This is a genomic window from Citrobacter sp. Cpo065 (assembly GCF_030332805.1).
Taxonomy (GTDB): domain Bacteria; phylum Pseudomonadota; class Gammaproteobacteria; order Enterobacterales; family Enterobacteriaceae; genus Citrobacter; species Citrobacter portucalensis.
Genome location: NZ_JAOWHC010000020.1, coordinates 179,983 through 200,996, shown reverse-complemented (window position 1 = coordinate 200,996; position 21,014 = coordinate 179,983). Strand labels below are relative to the sequence as shown.

The window sequence follows — 21,014 nt, the reverse complement described above, 5'->3', positions numbered from 1 at the left end:
CGCTATGGTTAGCCACTTTACTACTCAGTTCGACAGACCCCCTGCTATGACATTCTCACTTTTTGGCGACAAATTTACCCGCCATTCAGGCATCACCCGCCTGATGGAGGACCTCAACGACGGTTTACGCACCCCAGGCGCCATCATGCTCGGCGGTGGTAATCCGGCGCAAATTCCAGAGATGCAAAATTACTTCCAGTCTCTGCTGACAGATATGCTGGCAAACGGCAAAGCCACTGATGCGCTTTGCAATTATGACGGTCCGCAAGGGAAAACCGAGCTACTGTCTGAACTGGCGAAACTGCTACGTGAGAAGCAGGGTTGGGATATCGAGCCACAAAATATTGCACTGACAAATGGCAGTCAGAGCGCGTTTTTCTACTTATTCAATCTGTTCGCCGGACGCCGCGCTGACGGAACAACGCAAAAAGTGTTATTCCCGTTAGCCCCGGAATACATTGGCTATGCCGATTCCGGGCTGGAAGAAGATCTCTTCGTCTCAGCACGTCCGAACATTGAGCTGCTACCGGAAGGCCAATTTAAGTATCACGTTGATTTTGAACACCTGCACATCGGTGAAGAAACGGGCATGATCTGCGTGTCGCGCCCCACTAACCCGACAGGCAACGTGATCACCGACGACGAGTTGATGAAGCTGGACCGGCTGGCCAACCAGCATGGGATCCCGCTGGTGATTGATAACGCCTATGGCGTACCATTCCCTGGCATTATCTTTAGCGAAGCACGCCCACTGTGGAACCCCAACATTGTGTTGTGCATGAGCCTTTCCAAGCTGGGTCTGCCAGGTTCCCGCTGCGGCATCATTATCGCGAATGAAAAAATCATCACTGCGATTACCAATATGAACGGCATCATCAGCCTTGCACCTGGCGGAATGGGACCGGCGATGATGTGCGAGATGATTAAACGTAACGATCTGCTGCGCCTGTCCGAAACGGTTATCAAGCCGTTTTACTATCAGCGCGTTCAGGAGACGATTGCGATTATTCGCCGCTACTTGTCTGAAGATCGCTGCCTTATCCATAAACCTGAAGGCGCGATTTTCCTGTGGCTATGGTTCAAAGATTTACCGATCACCACCGAACTGTTGTATCAGCGTCTGAAAGCGCGCGGCGTACTGATGGTTCCTGGTGACTACTTCTTCCCGGGGCTGGATAAACCCTGGCCGCATACCCATCAGTGCATGCGGATGAACTACGTGCCAGAGCCGGAGAAAATCGAAGCTGGCGTGAAGATTCTGGCTGAAGAGATCGAACGCGCCTGGCTGGAAGGCTAACGCAAACCCGACCCAAGTGCGGGTCGGGCTCACTTCACAGCGGCTGTGAACGCAGGCGCTGGCGCTGAATACTGACGGCATCAACACACTGCAACGCGCTGGTCGGGCAGGCTTCGACACACGCTGGTCCCGCCTCGCGATGCCAGCACAAATCGCATTTTATCGCCTGCACCCGCGACGAACGGGCAACGACATTCATTGCCCCAAACGGGCAGGCCAGCATACAGCTTTTACAACCAATACAACGTGCCTGTTCAACGAAGATATGCCCATGTTCACGACGAATGGCGTGAGTTGGACAAACATTCGCACAGGGAGCGTCTTCGCATTGATGGCAGGCGACCGCCGTGGTAAAGGCGTCGTCTTTGATGACCCGAATCCTCGGTATAAACGCAGAAGAAGAGACCGAAGCACAGTCCTGATTTTGCTGATGCGCGACGACGCAGGCAACTTCGCAGGTACGACACCCAATACATTTTGCCGCATCCGCCATAATAAACGCGTTCATTGCCCCCTCCCTCTGCGTGAAAACCACAGAGTGCCAGAGAGACCGCCCCTGACGCTTTGATCGGACAGGGGAAACGGTTAAATACTGTCAGGTGCCTGAACGACTTTGGGGATTGCCTGCAATTTTGTAGGCCGGGTAAGCATAGCGCCACCCGGCGATCCTCATTTACGCCGAATTAATATGCTCTTTGCAGTAGCGCCTTTTCCACGCCGCAGGCGTCAGGCTGGTATGCTTACGAAAGATTTTACGAAAGTAACCCACATCATTAAATCCACATTTAATCGCCACTTCGGTAAGCGACAGCGAGTCACTGATCAACAACTTTTCCGCTGCCCTTACCCGCTGGCGATGCAATGCTTCAGTTAGCGTCAGCCGGAAAGCGCTACGGAATACACGCCCCAGATAATCCGCATTGCAATGCAGCTCTTTCGCCAGAGTTGAAGCACTAATCGGCAGGTGGAACTGGGTGTGGATTATTTGTTGCGCTTTCCATGCCAGCGCATTACCGGGGCTATCTGCGGGTTGCTCGCTAGCCGCCGCGGAGATTTGCTGCAAAATCAGCAGTAGGATCAGTTCCAGCGCAACGCTGCGATGAATATTTTCCTGCTCGCGTAAGAACTGGCGAAACAGCGAAATAATATATTGTGGCTCGCTAACCCGCGCATGCTGAGGAATCGCAAGCAACGGTTCTGTAAGTGAAGCATCGTTTTCTGCTGTCACCTCAAAGTGTAGCCAGTAAAATTTCAAATCAGCCGGAAACTGTCCCACACCAATATGCGAACGCTGCGGCCATAACAGCAAACTTTCTCCAGCATTCACGCAAAAAACGGTCTGACCTTCGCGAATCGTTAATGTCCCTTTTTCGACAAAGATGATTTCCCAGGATTGCAATTGCCGCGCCGGATGGCTTCCCACACCTCGGGAAATAAATAGCCCACCATTTTGCACTTTAATCGGAAGAGACATGGATAATTCGAGCATATATATTCAAATTCCCGCTTTTTGCATTATTTAAACTGCTCTTTATTATTGATTATTCACGATAAACTTGCTTTTCGCTGGATCGAAATCACATTTTTATAATGAAGTCGGAATTGTCATCTTTTTATACTTTTCTCTTCCCTTGTTGACCCAAACATTTCGTGCAGAATAAATAACGTACTTTGCAAATTACAACAAATAACCCGCAACGTAGCGGGATACTTTCTGAACATCCTCTCCGGGAGTTATTTATGACTTCGGCTCCGATTACGACATCTGATTTGGCACAGCGTGCCCAGGACGACAAATTATCCCTGCGTGAAAAAATAGGTTATGGGTTAGGCGATGCAGGCGGGACGGTAATTACCTGTCTGATCATGAACTTCCTGACATTTTTCTACACCGATGTCTTCGGGTTAACGCCCGCGCTGGTCGGCACATTGTTTATCGCCCTGCGCGTATTTGATGCGATTTCCGACCCCATCATGGGCGTTCTCGCCGACCGTACGCAAAGCCGCTGGGGGCGTTTTCGCCCATGGCAGCTGTGGGTGGCAATTCCCATTGGCATCATTGGCGTACTCACGTTTACCGTCCCTGACGCCAGCATGAGCGTAAAAATCGCCTGGGCATTCGGCACCTATCTACTGCTTTCTGTCGGCTATACCGCCATCAACGTACCGTATTGTGCGCTGATCAACACCATGACGACCCGCCATAACGAGGTGATCGCCTGTCAGTCCTGGCGCTTTGTGCTGTGCGGCGTGGCGGGATTCCTTGTCTCCGTTGGTCTGCCGTGGATGGTGGATATTCTGGGTCAGGGCAATGTCGCGCAGGGTTATCAGTTCGGCGTGGGCATCCTGTGCGCTATCGCTGTGGTGATGTTCCTGTGCTGCTTCTTCTGGGTTCGCGAGCGTGTGCCGCTGGCGATGATGGGGAAATTTACCCTGCGTGAACACATTGGTGGGCTACGCAAAAATGACCAGTTGCTGCTAATGCTGGTGATGTCTTTCCTGCTGATTAACGTCTTCAATATTCGTGGCGGCGGGTACATGTATTTCATTACCTACGTGCTGGAAGGCAGTACCGCTTACACGTCGCTGTTTTTCACCATGGTGACCTTTGCGTCCATCATCGGTTCAGTGGTTGTCAGCCCGCTGACCCGCCGTATAGATACCGTCAAACTCTATTACTACACCAACCTGGTGCTGGCAGCCCTGGCAGTGATGATGTGGTTCCTGCCGACCGGCCCGGCTTATCAAACATTATGGCTGGCGGTTATTCTCGGCAACGGCATTATTCTGGGCTTTACGCTGCCTCTGCACTTCTCGCTGATGGCCTTTGCAGACGATTACGGCGAGTGGAAAACCGGCGTGCGTTCTTCCGGCATGAATTTCGCCTTCAACCTGTTTTTCATCAAGCTGGCCTGGGCCTCAAGCGCGGGGATCATCAGCCTGTTATTTATTTTTGTCGCCTATCAGCCAGGCGCTGGTAACCAAACCGCCAGTTCGCTGCAAGGAATTACCGCGATGGAGACGCTGCTTCCCGCGCTGTTCCACCTGCTGTTGGCGCTGTCTATCCGCATCTGCAAACTCAATAATCCGATGATGTCGCGCATTGCCACCGATCTGCGTCAGCGTCATGTACAGCCTTAAGGAGCACGAAATGAACGTACTGGAAGTCGACCTGCATAAGCTCACCGTCAGCGATCCGTTCCTCGGACAATACCAACAGTTGGTCCGTGATGTAGTGATCCCCTACCAGTGGGATGCGCTGAATGACCGCATTGCAGAGGCGGAACCAAGTCATGCGATAGAGAACTTTCGTATCGCCGCAGGACTGCAGGATGGCGAATTTTACGGCATGGTTTTTCAGGATAGCGACGTAGCGAAATGGCTGGAGGCAGTCGCCTGGTCCCTGTGCCAGAAACCTGATGCGGAACTTGAGAAAACCGCAGATGAGGTCATCGAGTTGGTGGCCGCTGCGCAGTGTGAAGACGGCTATCTCAATACATACTTTACAGTGAAAGCCCCGGATGAACGCTGGACTAACCTCGCCGAGTGTCATGAGTTGTACTGTGCAGGTCATTTGATCGAAGCAGGCGTCGCGTTCTTTCAGGCGACGGGAAAACGTCGTCTTTTAGATGTAGTGTGCCGTCTGGCAGACCACATCGATAACGTTTTCGGGCTTGGTGATAATCAACTGCGCGGCTATCCGGGACACCCGGAAGTTGAGCTGGCGTTAATGCGCTTATACGAAGTGACCCAACAACCACGCTATATGGCGCTGGTAAATTACTTTGTGGAACAGCGCGGCGCGCAACCCCATTTCTATGACGAAGAGTACGAAAAACGCGGCCAAACCTCTTACTGGCATACTTACGGCCCGGCATGGATGGTGAAGGATAAACCCTATAGCCAGGCTCATCAGCCCATTTCAGAACAGCAAACGGCGATCGGTCATGCAGTACGTTTTGTTTATCTGATGACCGGCGTGGCGCATCTGGCACGCTTGAGTCAGGACGAAGGCAAGCGTCAGGATTGCCTGCGTCTGTGGAAAAACATGGCCCAGCGTCAGTTGTACATTACCGGCGGGATCGGTTCACAAAGCAGCGGCGAGGCGTTTAGCAGCGATTACGATCTGCCTAACGACTCCGTGTATGCGGAAAGCTGCGCCTCAATCGGTCTAATGATGTTCGCCCGCAGAATGCTGGAGATGGAGGCAGACAGCCAGTATGCCGACGTGATGGAGCGCGCCCTGTATAACACCGTATTGGGCGGGATGGCGCTCGATGGCAAGCACTTCTTCTATGTGAACCCGTTGGAAGTGCATCCTAAATCATTAAAATTCAATCATATTTATGACCACGTGAAACCCGTTCGTCAGCGCTGGTTTGGCTGCGCCTGTTGCCCGCCGAATATCGCCCGCGTACTCACCTCTATTGGTCATTACATCTACACACCACGTCAGGACGCGCTGTATATCAATATGTACGTGGGCAATAGCATGGAAGTCCCCGTGGCGGATGGCTCGCTCAAGCTGCGCATTAGCGGGGATTATCCATGGCATGAGCAGGTGAAAATCGCCATCGAATCACCGCAGTCGATATATCACACCCTGGCCCTGCGCCTGCCAGACTGGTGCACCGCACCGCAGGTTTTACTGAATGGTCAGCCAGTTGAGCAGGATATTCGTAAAGGCTATTTGCACATCAGCCGAACCTGGCAGGAAGGCGATACGCTCAGTCTGACCCTGCCAATGCCGGTGCGTCGTGTGTACGGAAATCCATTAGTGCGTCATGTTGCCGGTAAGGTCGCCATTCAGCGTGGACCGCTGGTGTATTGCCTGGAGCAGGCCGATAACGGTGAGGAATTGCATAACCTGTGGTTGCCAAAAGAGAGTGAGTTCAGAGTATTCGAGGGTAAGGGATTGTTCAGCCATAAAATGTTAATTCAGGCTGAAGGCGTGAAGCAAAGTACTGCCGATGCAGCACAACAATCGTTGTGGCACTACGATGTTTCCCCAGCTTCGCGCCAGGCGCATACATTGACGTTTATTCCGTGGTTTAGCTGGGCGAACCGTGGTGAAGGCGAAATGCGTATCTGGATAAACGAGCAGTAATAATAAGGCGGATGGCGGCGGTTAGCCCCCATCCGTCAATGTCTCATGAAAAGATTGCCCTCCTCCCTGAGGACAAACGGGTGAGAATCAGAAACGCCAGGTCAGACCGGACATAAAGGTGAAGCTGTCATCACGATCAACCATCGGACTATTTTTAATGTCATCCGGCAGTGCGCTATAGTTGGCGCTTGCCAGCAGCGTCAGGTTAGTGGTTAATGCGTATTTAGCGGACAGGCCAACATACGGTGTCCAGCTATCGCCTGGGGAATAGCTTGATAAACCACTACGACGGGACTCATTACCCGAAATGCCGTAGTAGTATTCATTGAATTTTTCGTCATAGTAGAGCACGCCAATTGATGGCGTCAGCGTCAGCTTGCCCATCGGCATTGGACGGAACAGTGAAACTTCCCCTACCCAGCCATTACTGTTGTCCAGCACATCCGCAGCGGCGGAGACTTTCACGCTACCCCATCTTTCATGGTGATACCACGCAGCACCCGCCATTGCAGTTGCGTCACGCTTATCCAGCGTTTTCATCGCGTGATCGTCATTGTCGCCGGGATCAAACTCCAGCGGCATATAAGAGGCAGTAATACTAAATTCATTACTTTCACTCTTAGACAAAATATAACCTAGCGTTGTTTGCCTAAAATAAAATGATTCACTTTCATAACTGACAAGCGGTACTGCGTGAACATTATCATTATACCCGCGATAAGGTGATTCATTATATACAGCGCCAGCGCCAATAGAAAATTCTGCGGCAGTTGCACTCGCCATAAAAGAAAAGGCGAGCAGCGCCACAATATTGTGTTTAATTAACATGCCAACATTCCATTTTAAAATAAGCTACAAAGCGGGTGCATAATAATGCTTACAATTTCATCGGTGCAAGGTTCATATTTATATAGTAATATATATAAAATTATATATATTGGGCTTGGCGATGAATAAATTACAACTTAAACACCGGGAACTGAAGATTATTTCGGTAATTGCTGCCAGTGAAAATATCAGCCATGCCGCTACTGTTCTCGGCATTGCTCAGGCCAACGTAAGTAAGTATCTTGCTGATTTTGAATCAAAAGTGGGGCTAAAGGTATTTGACCGCACCACCCGACAACTGACCCTCACGCCGTTTGGTATTGCGTTACTTCCTTACATCAATGACATGTTAGACAGAAATGAGCAGTTAAATAATTTCATTGCTGATTATAAGCACGAGAAACGTGGCAAAGTAACTGTATATGCACCAACCGGAATTATTGCTTACTTATCGCAACATGTTATTGCAAAAATTATGGATATTGGCGATATCAGTCTGGTGCTAAAAACCTATAATCTGGATCGCAAAGCATTTTATGAAGGCGTCGACTTTCCTGACGATTGTGATATTTTACTTTCCTATGCTCATCCTAAAGATGAATCACTGGTCGCCAGTTTTATCACTAAATATGCGGTTATTGCTTTTGCCAGTCGGGAATATCTCACCAAGAATCCTATTAGTAGTCCTGATGAATTAGTTAACCATTCCTGCATTCTAATTGATTCTATGATGATTGATGATGCCAACATTTGGCGATTCAATTCTGCTGAAGACAAAAAGATGCGCGACTATCGTGTGACGGGAAATTACATCTGCGACAATACACAATCCGCACTGGCGCTGGCACGTAATCATTTGGGGATTGTTTTTGCGCCAAATGAAAGTGTGCAAAGAGATTGTCGTTCCGAGATGCTGGTCCCGTGTTTCTCGGAGCAACATGAATGGTGGCTGGATTTAGTGGCGATTTTCCGCAAGCGTGAATACCAGCCCTGGCGAGTGCAGTATATTCTCGATGCAATGCTCGCGGAGATACGTCAGCAGCTTGCTCAGGCGATACGACAGCCTGAGCAAGCGAAATAGCCTGCGCTTAGTGGTCGAGATACAGGTAATGCACCCAACTGGTCATCCGCAGCAACACCTTGCGCATTACCGACACATGTTCGAAGTGGTCAGAGTAAACGGCGACCTGCGCGTAGATCCCATCAGGCAACGCATTCACATCCGCATTGTCGTTCAGCTCAATCGTGGCGATTACCCCTTCCGAACCAGGCGTAGAGTTTAAAGATTGCAGTGCCCCGTTCGACTGGTATGTACCACCCGGTACTGCCGGACTAATGGCGGCCAGTTTACCGCTAAACACCTTACCCGGCAGGGCATTAAACACCACTTCCGCTTCATCGCCTGGCTCCAGTCGCAACAACGAGTTTTGACGGAACTGGGCGATAATTTGTCGTTTCTGATCCGGGATGAATACCATGACCGGGCGCATCGGCAGCGCGGCGGCATAGGTTCCTGGGCGCATCAGCACCTGAGTGACGTAACCATCGCTGGGCGCGCGAACCACGGTCTGGTCCAGGTTGAACTCTGCTTCCGCTAGCTGTGCTTTCAGGCTGGCAATTTGCGAATTCTCACCCAGTACCAGGCTGTCCAACTGGCTCTGAATTTGCTGTTGTTCTGCAACGGAGGATTTCACCGAGGCTTCCTGCGCCAGGTAGTTTTGGCGCGCCGCGTCGATATCGCGTTCAGAAAAAGGATTCACCTTCGCCTGACTCCCCTGCGCATAGCGCTGGTAATCTTTTGCCAGTTTGTCACGCGTGGCCTTTGCCCGCTGCGTGTTGGCTTTCATTTCGTCTAACTGCGCAACCAGAGCCTGCTCTTTATGCTGTGCGGTAACAATATCAGCCTTCAGGCGATCGACCCGCGCCTGATAACGCCCTGGATTAAGCTTAAACAGAACCTCGCCTTTTTTGATTAGCGTATTCTTCTTATCCGTCACTTCTGTCACTACACCCGTTACCTGCGGCACCACGGGAATAGAAATTACCGCTTTTTGTGCCTTAAATGTATACGGATGGTTATAATTCATCAGTAATATAAGTCCGCAAACAATGAATATACCGCCTAATGCCGCGGTAGGAACTGTCCATTTATTTACAGGAATTTTAAAAATTTTAAATATTGACCATGCACACGCCACATAGGTCAGAACAATCAGTAAATCCATCGATATTACTCCGCCGGAGAGGTCTTGGCCTCACCCAGTTTCTTTTCCAGATCCGCAACCCTTGCCTGAAGCTGGATCAGGGAAGAATCCGCGCTCTGCATGCCCCACCCGCGTTCCGGGCGATAAAGCGTTGCCCAGATCCATAAAAAGGGCCAAATAACATGTAAGGTAAACAAACTAACCCAACCCGCAACATGTATTGCGTCGGCATGAGGATGGTTACGTTTCTTTGCAATTAGATAGGGAATATCATGCAGAATAATAATCCCGTAAAAAATGACCAGGAATACAAAAATAAGCACTCCTAATGCAAAATAATTAAGGAACATATTTGCCTCAGGGATTTAAATTAAGGAATTCGGATGCAATTTGATTTAAACAATAGAGTTGATAATAGTATTGGAATGACCAGATTGGATGCAATTATCTTATTTATATAACGATATATGGGTTTCTATATACCCGTCGTCTTTCGAGCTGCTTCTTTGTTGGCTGCGTTCGTTCACCCCAGCCACTTACCTGAGGACATAACTTGATGCCCGGTACGCTAAACGCGACCGGGCAGTAGGTGACGTGAAATTAAAACAGCCCCAGTGGTTTATCAGAGTAGCTCACTAACAGGCATTTGGTTTGCTGATAATGCTCAAGCATCATCTTATGCGTCTCGCGCCCGATACCCGACTGCTTGTAGCCGCCGAACGCCGCATGTGCCGGGTAAGCATGGTAACAGTTGGTCCAAACTCGCCCCGCCTGAATCCCACGCCCCATTTTGTAAGCCAGATTTCCGTTACGACTCCAGACGCCAGCGCCAAGTCCATATTGGGTGTCATTAGCGATTTCCAGCGCTTCCTCCATAGTTTTGAAGGTCGTGACGGCCAGCACCGGTCCGAAGATCTCCTCCTGGAAAACCCGCATGTTGTTCTTACCAAACAGAATAGTCGGTTCGAGGTAGTACCCCTCTTTTAACTCGCCATCCAGCTGCTTGCGCCGCCCGCCGGTGAGAACATCTGCCCCTTCTTTTTTACCAATGTCGATGTAATTCAGAATGGTTTCCAGTTGACCATGCGACACCTGCGCGCCCATTTGCGTCACGCTGTCTAACGGGTTGCCGCTACGGATACTTTCCACCCGACGTATGGCTCTTTCCATAAAACGTTCGTAAATGGATTCTTGTACCAGCGCCCGACTCGGGCAGGTACATACTTCGCCCTGGTTGAAGGCAAACAATGCAAAACCTTCCAGCGCTTTGTCAAAGAACGCATCTTCTTCATCCATCACGTCCGCGAAGAAGATATTGGGGGATTTCCCGCCCAGCTCCAGCGTGACAGGGATAATGTTCTGCGTGGCGTACTGCATGATCTGCTGCCCAACTTCCGTTGAGCCGGTAAACGCCACTTTTGCAATGCGTTTTGACGTCGCCAGATACTCACCGATTTCCCCTCCCGCGCCGTTTACCACGTTCACCACGCCTGGCGGGAGCAGATCGCCGACAACTTCCATCAGCAACAACACGGACAGCGGCGTCAGGCGCGCAGGTTTAAGCACGACACAGTTACCGGCAGCCAGGGCGGGCGCCATCTTCCAACTGGCCATCAACAGCGGGAAGTTCCACGGGATAATTTGCCCCACCACGCCAAGAGGTTCATGGAAGTGATACGCCACGGTATCGCTATCAACTTCGCTTATTCCCCCTTCCTGTGCACGAATACAGGACGCGAAATAGCGGAAATGGTCAATCGCCAGCGGCACATCTGCCGCGCTGGTTTCACGGATGGGTTTACCGTTATCCCAGGTTTCAGCCGTCGCCAGCAGCTCCAGATTTTGCTCCATACGATCGGCAATTTTGAACAAAATCGCCGCCCTGTCCTGCACGGAAGTCTGCGCCCATTTATCTTTTGCTTTGTGTGCGGCATCCAGTGCCAAATCGATGTCCTTTTTGCCGGAAGAGGCCACTTCGCACAGTAATTGCCCGGTTACCGGCGTCAGGTTTTGGTAATACTCACCGTCCACCGGTGCGACCCAGTCACCGCCGATAAAGTTATCGTATCGGGCTTTTAACTTCAGAGGGTAACCATACTCGCCGGGATAAATACGCGTTGAAGGGGGGTTATTGGTCATGACCGTCTCCTTGCTGTAGGGGTACTACAAGGGTAGACGGGACTGGCGAATTATTCGCCAGCCTTTTACTGCTTTACGACAGGTATCACGAATTACATGGCAGCACGATAAATCGCCATGATTTCTTCATGTGTCGCCTGAATCGGGTTAGTGAAACCACAGGCATCTTTCAGGGCATTAGTCGCCAGAACGGCAAAATCTTCTTCTTTCACGTTCAGCTCACGCAGCCCAGCCGGAATATTCACTTTCTGCGCCAGTTCGCGGATCGCCGCGATGCAGGCTTCTGCCCCTTGCTCTTCGCTCAGACCAGCAACGTTCACACCCATTGCCGAGGCGCAATCGCGCAGGCGGGCGGCAGCAACTTTGCTATTAAATACCTGTACGTGCGGCAGCAGTACGGCATTACATACTCCGTGTGGCAGATCGTAGAAGCCACCCAGCTGGTGCGCCATCGCATGCACGTAGCCAAGAGAGGCATTATTAAAGGCCATGCCTGCGAGGAACTGCGCATAGGCCATGGCTTCACGCGCCTGAGCATTGCTGCCCTCTTCCACGGCGACCGGCAGGTTTTCCGCAATCATGGTGACAGCTTTAAGCGCGCACGCATCGGTAATGGGGGTCGCAGCAATAGAAACATAGGCTTCGATAGCGTGAGTCAGCGCATCCATACCGGTAGCCGCCGTCAGAGACTTCGGCATACCGACCATCAGCGAGGAGTCATTGACGGACAGCAGCGGTGTAACATGCTTATCCACAATCGCCATTTTAATGTGGCGTACTTCATCAGTGATGATGCAGAAGCGGGTCATTTCAGATGCCGTACCCGCCGTGGTGTTGATGGCGATCATCGGCAGCTGCGGTTTTGCAGAGCGGTCTACGCCTTCGTAGTCACGAATATCGCCACCATTAGCCGCCACCAGCGCAATGCCCTTCGCACAATCATGAGGAGAGCCGCCGCCGAGAGAAATAACGCTATCACAGTCATTTTCTTTCAGCATTTTCAGGCCAGCGGCAACGTTACTGGTCGTGGGGTTAGGATGCGTACCATCGTAAATTACGCTGGAAATATCATGTTCCTGTAGCGCTTTTTGAATATCGCCAGCCATACCTAATTTCGTCAGCATGGCATCCGTAACAATCAGCGTACGGCGAAAACCATATTCCGCCATTGTATTCATTGCGTCTTTTAATGCGTCAGCGCCGATTACATTCACGGAAGGAATAAAAAATGTTGAAGCAGCCATTGTACGATCCTTAATTACTCTAAAGAGGTAGGAAGCATACGAGTGAAATTTCCAACAAAATATGATCGTGGTTGTTATTTTAATAACACTTACAATTAAAAAGCACATTAGGTTCATAATCTAATGTGCTTATTTCAATCAATATCTATTTTGTATTAATTCATTTAATCCATGAATTAATTGTTTCATTATTTTTCAGGGAACAGCAACGCATCGCGTAATAAATGATCATTTCCCCGACGGCGAGTAAAACCAATGCGGTCAAAATATTCCAGAATTTGGATAGCCAATTTGCGCCCAACGTTAAGCCTGTCGCGAAAATCGGCGGCACATGTCGATCCCCTTTCCTGATCCAGTTCGCGGATCATATTGGCAAAGGCCACAATCCGATCGTTACGGTAATAACGATCTTTCACGATCGCGGTAATGATGCCTTGCTGTGCCGCTTGTCGTAACGCCACACGCATCATCTGTTCATCCGTTCCCGTCTGTTTTGCCAAATCGCGCACCCACCACGGCTCATCGCCAAAAAGCGGTTCTACTTTTTGCCAGATTGCCAACTGCTCATCGCTGAAACCCGCCTTATGTTCCGGCAAATGCAACCAGCCATGATGGCTATGGATCGCGCCACTCTCGCGCATCTTTTCAATTAGCAGCAATACCAGCGCTTCGTCTTCCATCGGCAAAGCCATACGGCGCAGGCGCTCGCGCCCGGGCCCTGGTTCATCACGGTGCTGCTCATGGTAGGTCGCCAGCGTATCGAGAACTTTCCGCTGCCAGCGCGCGGCAACGGGGGCATTCAACAGGCTGTATCCCGCCTGAATAAATCCATGTTGCTCAATCAACGGACGCATACCATTGCCATTGAGCTGACGCGCCCAGGCAAAGTCAGGAATATTCACCGCCCCACGCGCCAGGTGCAGCGCCAGAGCGTCACCGTCAGTCTGCGCGTTTTCCAGCGCCGACAGCCACTGTAAATATTCCGGCTTACGCTTTCCGCGTCGCGGCGGATTAAGCGTCACAACACGTGCACCTGCCAGCGTTGTCCGGGCAGAAATATCACGCAGCACCAGACGGTCGTTATCAGCAAGCCAGAGTGGTGTATCAAACACCAGTTCCGCCAGCGTTCCTTCAAGCAGAGAGATGCGCCCGGTGACATGGCTGGCCGCGTGGTGAATATGCAACGGTTGCCACTGCATCAGCGGCACGGCATGTTCTAAAGAAACAATCACGCGGGTAAAAGCCTCTGGCGGCGCATCGGAAAGCAGCCAGTCGCCGCGGTTTAGTTCTTCTTTTTGCGCATCGCCGGCAATATTCAGCGCAATACGTTGTCCCGCTTGCGCGCGGTCGGTGGCCTGGTTTTGTGCATGCAAGCTACGTACGCGCATCGGTTTGTTGACGCCCGTGAGCCACAGCGTGTCACCGACATTCACTTCACCGCTGAGCGCCGTCCCGGTTACCACCAGTCCTGCGCCTTTGACCGTAAAGGCGCGGTCAATCGCCAGGCGGAAGCTGTGATCGCGGGCATGCTCGCGCGACGTTAATTGCAACAAATGGTCACGCAGTTCCTCGATGCCACGGCCTTCACTGGCCGCAGTGACGAAAAGCACCGACTCCGCGAAACCATAATTCCCCAGCGTGGCCTGAATCTCCGCACGCACCTCTTCAATTCTTGCTTCGTCTACGCGGTCGGCTTTCGTGAGTGCCACGGTGATCTGCGGATTGCCCGTCAGCTGCAGAATTTGCAAATGCTCACGGGTTTGCGCCATTACGCCATCATCACACGCCACCACCAGTAACGCGTGATCGATGCCGCCGACCCCCGCCAACATGTTGGACAGAAACTTTTCGTGTCCAGGAACGTCGATAAACCCCAGCACCCGCCCATCCGGCTGCGGCCAGTAGGCATAGCCGAGATCGATGGTCATGCCGCGCTTTTTTTCTTCCGGCAGACGGTCGGCATTCACACCGGTAATCGCCTGTAATAACGTTGTTTTTCCGTGGTCAACGTGTCCGGCGGTTGCAATAATCATTTCAGCATCATCTCCATAAACCGGGTCTCGTCTTCAAGGCAGCGCAGATCCAGCCATAAGCGGCCATCATAAATTCGCCCAATAACCGGCACGGGCAGCGTACGCCAACGGGCTGCCAACGCTTCAAGGCGGCTCCCGCGCCCGTCATGTGGGGTAAAGGTTAGCGCCGCGCTGGGCAGCCTATCAACAGGTAGTGAGCCGCTGCCAATCTGCGACAGGCAAGGCATCACATTCAGGGCGAACTCATCACCATAATGCTCTGCAAGCTGTGCCTGTAATTGCTGTGCCTGCGCGTGGATCGCTTCTTGTGAGCGGGTGAGCTGGCGCAACGTCGGCAACTTCTCCGCCAGTGCTTCCGGGTGCAGATAGAGCCGTAGCGTCGCTTCCAGCGCAGCCAGTGTCATTTTATCTGCCCGTAATGCGCGTTTCAGCGGATGGCTCTGCAAACGAGCGATCATCTCTTTTTTACCGACAATTATCCCAGCCTGCGGCCCGCCCAGCAGTTTATCGCCGGAGAAACTCACCAGACTGACGCCAGCGGCAATCAGTTGCTGCGGCATCGGCTCCTGCGGCAAACCATACTGGCTGAGATCGACCAGCGAACCACTGCCCAGATCCGCCACCACCGGTACATCCAGCTCCTGGCCAATTACGGCCAGCTCCGCCTCATCCACCGACTTTGTGAAGCCTTCAATGCTGTAATTACTGGTATGCACTTTCATCAGCAGACCGGTGTTTTCATTCACCGCCTGGCGGTAATCTTTCGCATGGGTCCGGTTGGTGGTCCCCACCTCGCGTAGAATGCATCCGGCCTGACACATGACGTCCGGAATACGAAACGCGCCGCCAATTTCCACCAGCTCGCCGCGAGAAACAACCACCTCTTTGCCGTTCGCCGTGGCGGCCAGCATCAGTAGAACAGCTGCCGCATTGTTATTGACGATACAGGCATCTTCCGCCCCCGTCAGACGGCAGAGTAAATCCGCCAGGGCCCGATCCCGATGTCCCCGCCCGGCATCATCCAGACTATATTCCAGCGTCACCGGCGTGCGCATCGCCTGTACCACCGCTTCAATTGCTTCTTCGGCCTGCGACGCGCGCCCAAGGTTGGTATGCAGCACCGTTCCGGTCAGGTTAATCACCGGGCGTAGCGCGCTTTGCGATTCTCGTTCCAGCCGGGCGCTGGCTTCTTGCGCCCAGTCCTCACACCATGCCGGGAGCGCGTGCGTGTCGCGAATAGCTTCTCTGGCTTCGTCGAGCATGTGACGCAGCAGGTCAACCACCCGGGTATGGCCGTGAGATTCACGTAAGGCTGGGAAGGCGCTATCGCGCAATAAACGATCGATAGCAGGAAGCTGGCTGTAGAGTGAACGCATGTCGGTTGTCATGAAAGGGCCTGGCTGTTGGTGGCCCTCTCCACCGTGGAGAGGGATATCGATATAGGAAGGATTGTACCGTGACTTTGCTCAGGCGGACATAATACGCATCAAGCCTTTGGCGGTTCTGTACGGGCAAAACTCTCGCGTTGAAAGAGCGTTTCCACCAGTTTGACCAGACGGGGGCGATCAACACACCAACCGGGCGCAACCCGACGGAAATTGAGATAACCGACGGCGCAGGCAATCGCAATGGTTGCCAGGTTAACCGTATCCGTTTTCAGCGTACCATCCGCCAGATAGCCTTCCAGCACATCCAGACTACGGGTGATCTTCTCACGCTGACGTAACAATTCAGTTTCTGACTGCTGCGCGGCAGGGCGAGCCTGTTCGCGCACCGAAACTAAACCGGCATCCATAATGCCGTCTGCCAACGCTTCCAACTGGCGTACCTTCAGCGCAGCCAGCGGATCACGCGGCAGCATGGCTGGTGCAATATCCAGTAGCTCTATATATTCCGCAATGATAGGAGAATCAAACCAATACTCGCCCGCATCGGTGACCAACGCGGGTACTTTACCTAACGGGTTATAGCGCGCCACGCCGCTATCCGCGTTATAGGGGAGTTCATTCACAAATTCGAAGGTGATGCCCTTTTCCAGTAACAGAATAGAAATTTTACGCACAAAAGGGCTGGTATAGCTGCCAATGAGTTTCATGCCGGGTCCTTTTTACCAACAAAAAAGCGGTGCCCAACGATAGTGGGACACCGCTTAGTATGGCTCAGGTCACTGAAAATGGCAGGTGATGGCAGTCTCAATGATCCAAATAAAGGTAATGCATCCAACTGGTCATGCGCAGCAGTACTTTACGCATTACCGACACGTGGGCGAAATGGTCGGAATAGACTGCAACCTGAGCATAGATACCGTCCGGCAGCGCATCCACATCGGCATTCGGATCCAGCTCAATCGTGGCCAGCACGCCATCGGTACCCGGCACCACCGTTAAGGACTGTAATGCGCCCTGCGCCTGATAAGAACCGCCCGGAACGACCGGAAGAATACTGGTCAGCTTGCCGGTGAAAACCTGTCCAGGCAGCGCATTAAACACCACTTCCGCTTCATCGCCCGGCTTAAGGCGCAGCAGCGAGTTCTGGCGGAATTGCGCCACGATTTGCCGTTTTTGTTCAGGAATAAACACCATTACCGGACGCAAAGGTAATGCTGCTGCGTAAGTCCCCGGACGAATTAAAATCTGCGTGGCATAACCGTTGCTGGGGGCACGAACTACCGTCTGTTCAAGATTGTATTTAGCCTCGGCAAGCTGGGCACGTAGGGACGCAACCTGAGATTGCTCACCGTTGACCATACTGTCTAATTGGCTCTGTATCTGCGTCTGTTCTGCAACAGAGCCTTTGACCAGCGCATCCTGTGCCAGATAGTTTTGCCGGGCGTTATCGATATCGCTTTCAGAGAACGGGTTAACCTTCGCCTGACTGCCTTTCAAATAGCGTTGATAATCTTTATACAGACGGTCACGTTCAGCAGATACACGGGTGGTATTGGCGACCGCTTCCGACAACTGTGCTTTCAGGTTGTCGATGTTGTGCGTAGCGGTAACCAGATCAGCCTGCAGCCTGTCGACACGCGCCTGATACCGTACCGGATCGAGCTTAAACAGCACATCGCCTTTTTTAATTAGCTGATTATTTTTATCCGTTACCTCACTAACAATTCCTGTGACTTGCGGAGTGACCGGAATTGAAATAACCGCTTTTTGCGCCGTAAAGGTATATGGGTGGTTATAGTTCATTAATAAAATCAATCCCGCAACAATGAACACCCCACCTAATGCAGCGGTAGCAAGCGTCCATTGGTTTACCGGAATACGGAATATTTTAAAGATGGCCCAGGCAAAGGCCACATAGGTCAGGACTATCAACAAATCCATGATTAAATCTCCGGAAAGGTGGAGTTATCGGTTTTTTTCTCCCCATCCAGTCTTTTTTCCAACTGGGTGATTCGCGCTGCCAGCGCGGCAATCTCAGGGTCTGACTCCTTTCCGGTCGGTGTGATATGTGACTGCATTCCCCATCCCTTTTCAGGCTGGTAGAGCGTGGCCCAGATCCACAGGAACGGCCAAATAACATGAAGAGTGAACAAGCTCACCCATCCTGCAGTATGGATGGCATCGGCATGGGGATGGTTACGTTTTTTAGCCATGTTATAGGGAATATCGTGAATGGCGATGATTCCGTAAAACAGAACCAGAAAAACGAAGATCAGCACGCCCAACGCGAAATAATTTAGAAACATACCTGCCTCGAATTCACGCTAATTAGAGTTTTTTTATGCCGGCAGCCGTATGCACCCTGGCTGATGTTTTGAACATAACTGGAGTTAAGGGTTTTTGCCATACCACAAAATAAATATTTTATCTGGTGAGAAGTTGCTTTGTTTTGCAATAAAAAATGTCGGGGGTAGAACCTGCCGCAGATCACATCTGAAAAATTTCAGATGAAAATACTTTGCGATTCACATCACAAAAATCCAACAAACAAGGAAAGCAAAAATGTGAATCACTTCACATTTAATCCTCATTTTCAGCGAATTATTGCACTGCGATGTTTTTTTGTACCGGTATTTTGTGATGAAAATCACATTAACTAACGCCATACACCCTATATTTACGTGACGAATGTCACATAAAAGGCCGTCGACTGGACAGTTGAACGATTCAGTGCCAGATTTCGCAGTATCTACAGGGTCCGGCTACCTCCTGCCGCTACATTAACAAACCTCGGGCTTTCAGCCTGCGTGATAGCAAACATAAGAAGGGGTGTTTTTATGTCATCCGATATTAAGATCAAGGTGCAAAGCTTTGGTCGATTCCTCAGCAACATGGTGATGCCAAATATCGGCGCGTTTATCGCGTGGGGTATTATCACCGCATTATTCATTCCGACAGGGTGGTTGCCGAACGAAACGCTGGCGAAGCTGGTCGGCCCGATGATCACCTATCTGCTGCCGCTACTGATCGGTTATACCGGTGGTAAACTGGTTGGCGGCGAGCGTGGCGGCGTAGTTGGTGCAATCACCACCATGGGCGTTATCGTCGGTGCGGATATGCCAATGTTCCTCGGCGCGATGATTGCAGGTCCACTGGGCGGCTGGGCGATCAAACACTTCGACAACTGGGTAGACGGTAAGATCAAATCCGGTTTTGAGATGCTGGTGAATAACTTCTCCGCTGGCATCATCGGTATGATCCTCGCCATTCTGGCATTCCTCGGCATTGGCCCATTGGTTGAAGCACTGTCCAAAATTCTGGCGGCAGGCGTTAACTTCATGGTTGTCCATGACATGCTGCCGCTGGCGTCTATCTTCGTTGAACCGGCGAAAATCCTGTTCCTCAACAACGCCATTAACCACGGTATTTTCTCACCGCTGGGTATTCAGCAGTCCCATGAGATGGGCAAATCCATCTTCTTCCTGATTGAAGCAAACCCGGGTCCGGGTATGGGCGTCCTGCTGGCGTACATGTTCTTCGGTCGCGGCAGCGCTAAGCAGTCTGCAGGCGGCGCGGCTATCATCCACTTCCTGGGTGGTATCCACGAAATTTACTTCCCGTACGTGCTGATGAACCCGCGCCTGATCCTGGCCGTTATTCTCGGCGGTATGACTGGCGTATTTACCCTGACTATCCTGAACGGCGGTCTGGTTTCTCCGGCGTCTCCGGGTTCTATCCTGGCCGTGCTGGCAATGACACCGAAGGGAGCTTACTTCGCTAACATCGCTGCTATCTGTGCGGCTATGGCAGTCTCCTTTGTGGTCTCAGCCATTCTGCTGAAAACCAGCAAAGTGAAAGAAGATGATGACATTGATGCCGCAACCCGTCGTATGCACGACATGAAAGCGGAATCCAAAGGCGCATCCCCGCTGGCGGCTGGCGACGTCACCAACGACCTGAGCCATGTGCGTAAAATCATCGTTGCCTGCGATGCCGGTATGGGTTCCAGCGCTATGGGTGCGGGCGTACTGCGTAAGAAAGTACAGGATGCAGGGCTGTCTCAGATTTCCGTCACTAACAGCGCGATTAATAATCTGCCGCCGGATGTGGATCTGGTCATTACCCACCGTGACCTGACCGAACGCGCGATGCGCCAGGTGCCTCAGGCACAGCACATTTCGCTGACCAACTTCCTCGACAGCGGTCTGTACTCCAACCTGACCGAACGTCTGGTCGCTGCGCAGCGCCACAACGTGAACGAGGAGAAAGTTCGCGACCACCTGAAAGACAGCTTTGAAGAGGGTGATACCCACCTGTTCAAACTGGGTGCGGAGAACATCTTCCTTGGCCGTAAAGCGGCTAACAAAGAAGAAGCGATTCGCTTTGCTGGTGAGCAACTGGTGAAAGGTGGTTACGTTGAGCCAGAATACGTCGAGGCGATGCTGGACCGCGAAAAACTGACCCCGACTTACCTGGGTGAGTCCATCGCAGTACCGCACGGTACGGTTGAAGCCAAAGACCGCGTGCTGAAAACCGGTGTGGTGTTCTGCCAGTACCCGGAAGGCGTTCGCTTCGGTGAAGAAGAAGACGATATTGCCCGTCTGGTTATTGGTATCGCAGCGCGTAACAACGAGCACATCCAGGTGATTACCAGCCTGACCAACGCTCTGGATGATGAATCCGTGATCGAACGTCTGGCCCATACCACCAGCGTGGATGAAGTGCTGGAACTGCTGGCAGGTCGTAAGTAAGCGTTATTGCCCGGTGGCGCTCA

17 protein-coding genes are annotated in these 21,014 nt (G+C 51.8%); 5 read left to right on the top strand and 12 right to left on the bottom strand.

The genetic code is table 11. The features are described from left to right. Positions 1-46 precede the first annotated feature (46 nt). Positions 47-1,297 carry a valine--pyruvate transaminase gene (gene avtA, locus OGY68_RS03830; RefSeq protein WP_003837697.1) on the top strand — a complete coding sequence of 417 codons (1,251 nt, stop codon included), beginning with the start codon at positions 47-49 and terminating at the stop codon, positions 1,295-1,297. Positions 1,298-1,331: 34 nt separating this feature from the next. On the opposite strand, the gene OGY68_RS03825 is transcribed toward avtA, so the two are convergent. Then, positions 1,332-1,805, bottom strand: a complete 474-nt coding sequence (locus OGY68_RS03825) for a 4Fe-4S dicluster domain-containing protein (protein WP_008786443.1) — start codon at positions 1,803-1,805, stop codon at positions 1,332-1,334. Positions 1,806-1,970: 165 nt separating this feature from the next. Continuing rightward, on the bottom strand, positions 1,971-2,786 hold the full coding sequence (locus tag OGY68_RS03820) for a helix-turn-helix domain-containing protein (RefSeq protein WP_003827350.1): 816 nt from the start codon (positions 2,784-2,786) through the stop codon (positions 1,971-1,973). Between the two features lie 251 nt (positions 2,787-3,037). On the opposite strand from OGY68_RS03820, the gene OGY68_RS03815 reads away from it, so the two are divergent. Both OGY68_RS03815 and OGY68_RS03810 read left to right on the top strand, forming a co-directional pair. Beyond that, a complete protein-coding gene (locus tag OGY68_RS03815) occupies positions 3,038-4,438 on the top strand; it encodes an MFS transporter (RefSeq protein WP_111464529.1) in 1,401 nt (466 codons plus the stop codon). Between the two features lie 10 nt (positions 4,439-4,448). Next, on the top strand, positions 4,449-6,404 hold the full coding sequence (locus tag OGY68_RS03810; protein ID WP_111464527.1) for a glycoside hydrolase family 127 protein: 1,956 nt from the start codon (positions 4,449-4,451) through the stop codon (positions 6,402-6,404). Positions 6,405-6,491: 87 nt separating this feature from the next. On the opposite strand, the gene OGY68_RS03805 is transcribed toward OGY68_RS03810, so the two are convergent. After that, positions 6,492-7,232 carry a MipA/OmpV family protein gene (locus tag OGY68_RS03805; protein ID WP_032945338.1) on the bottom strand — a complete coding sequence of 247 codons (741 nt, stop codon included), beginning with the start codon at positions 7,230-7,232 and terminating at the stop codon, positions 6,492-6,494. A gap of 121 nt (positions 7,233-7,353) precedes the next feature. Between OGY68_RS03805 and OGY68_RS03800 the strand changes: the two genes are divergently transcribed. Continuing rightward, complete coding sequence (locus OGY68_RS03800) at positions 7,354-8,313, top strand: LysR family transcriptional regulator (protein WP_057066862.1); 960 nt, start codon at positions 7,354-7,356, stop codon at positions 8,311-8,313. Positions 8,314-8,320: 7 nt separating this feature from the next. Here the strand turns inward: OGY68_RS03800 and OGY68_RS03795 are convergent, their stop codons facing one another. The 9 genes from OGY68_RS03795 to OGY68_RS03755 form a co-directional block, all read right to left on the bottom strand. Continuing rightward, on the bottom strand, positions 8,321-9,457 hold the full coding sequence (locus tag OGY68_RS03795) for an HlyD family secretion protein (protein WP_003827345.1): 1,137 nt from the start codon (positions 9,455-9,457) through the stop codon (positions 8,321-8,323). Positions 9,458-9,462: 5 nt separating this feature from the next. Continuing rightward, on the bottom strand, positions 9,463-9,786 hold the full coding sequence (locus OGY68_RS03790) for a DUF3302 domain-containing protein (RefSeq protein ID WP_003024200.1): 324 nt from the start codon (positions 9,784-9,786) through the stop codon (positions 9,463-9,465). 250 nt (positions 9,787-10,036) lie between these two features. After that, entirely contained in the window at positions 10,037-11,575 is a 1,539-nt protein-coding gene (gene aldB / locus OGY68_RS03785) for an aldehyde dehydrogenase AldB (RefSeq protein WP_048215318.1), read from the bottom strand. A 92-nt stretch (positions 11,576-11,667) separates the two neighbouring features. Then, positions 11,668-12,819, bottom strand: a complete 1,152-nt coding sequence (gene yiaY, locus OGY68_RS03780; protein ID WP_057066864.1) for an L-threonine dehydrogenase — start codon at positions 12,817-12,819, stop codon at positions 11,668-11,670. 188 nt (positions 12,820-13,007) lie between these two features. After that, positions 13,008-14,852, bottom strand: coding sequence for a selenocysteine-specific translation elongation factor (gene selB, locus OGY68_RS03775; protein ID WP_057066866.1), 1,845 nt, complete (start codon positions 14,850-14,852; stop codon positions 13,008-13,010). Next, complete coding sequence (gene selA, locus OGY68_RS03770; RefSeq protein WP_008786452.1) at positions 14,849-16,240, bottom strand: L-seryl-tRNA(Sec) selenium transferase; 1,392 nt, start codon at positions 16,238-16,240, stop codon at positions 14,849-14,851. Before selA ends, selB begins: the two co-directional genes overlap by 4 nt. A 98-nt stretch (positions 16,241-16,338) precedes the next feature. Beyond that, positions 16,339-16,947, bottom strand: coding sequence for a glutathione S-transferase (locus OGY68_RS03765; protein WP_008786453.1), 609 nt, complete (start codon positions 16,945-16,947; stop codon positions 16,339-16,341). A gap of 97 nt (positions 16,948-17,044) precedes the next feature. Further along, positions 17,045-18,181 (bottom strand): HlyD family secretion protein, encoded by a 1,137-nt coding sequence (locus OGY68_RS03760; RefSeq protein WP_003827339.1) that lies wholly within the window; start codon positions 18,179-18,181, stop codon positions 17,045-17,047. 2 nt (positions 18,182-18,183) lie between these two features. Beyond that, positions 18,184-18,546, bottom strand: coding sequence for a DUF3302 domain-containing protein (locus OGY68_RS03755; protein ID WP_003827338.1), 363 nt, complete (start codon positions 18,544-18,546; stop codon positions 18,184-18,186). A gap of 531 nt (positions 18,547-19,077) precedes the next feature. Between OGY68_RS03755 and mtlA the strand changes: the two genes are divergently transcribed. Beyond that, positions 19,078-20,991 carry a PTS mannitol transporter subunit IICBA gene (mtlA, locus tag OGY68_RS03750; RefSeq protein WP_008786455.1) on the top strand — a complete coding sequence of 638 codons (1,914 nt, stop codon included), beginning with the start codon at positions 19,078-19,080 and terminating at the stop codon, positions 20,989-20,991. The last annotated feature ends 23 nt before the right edge of the window (positions 20,992-21,014 follow it).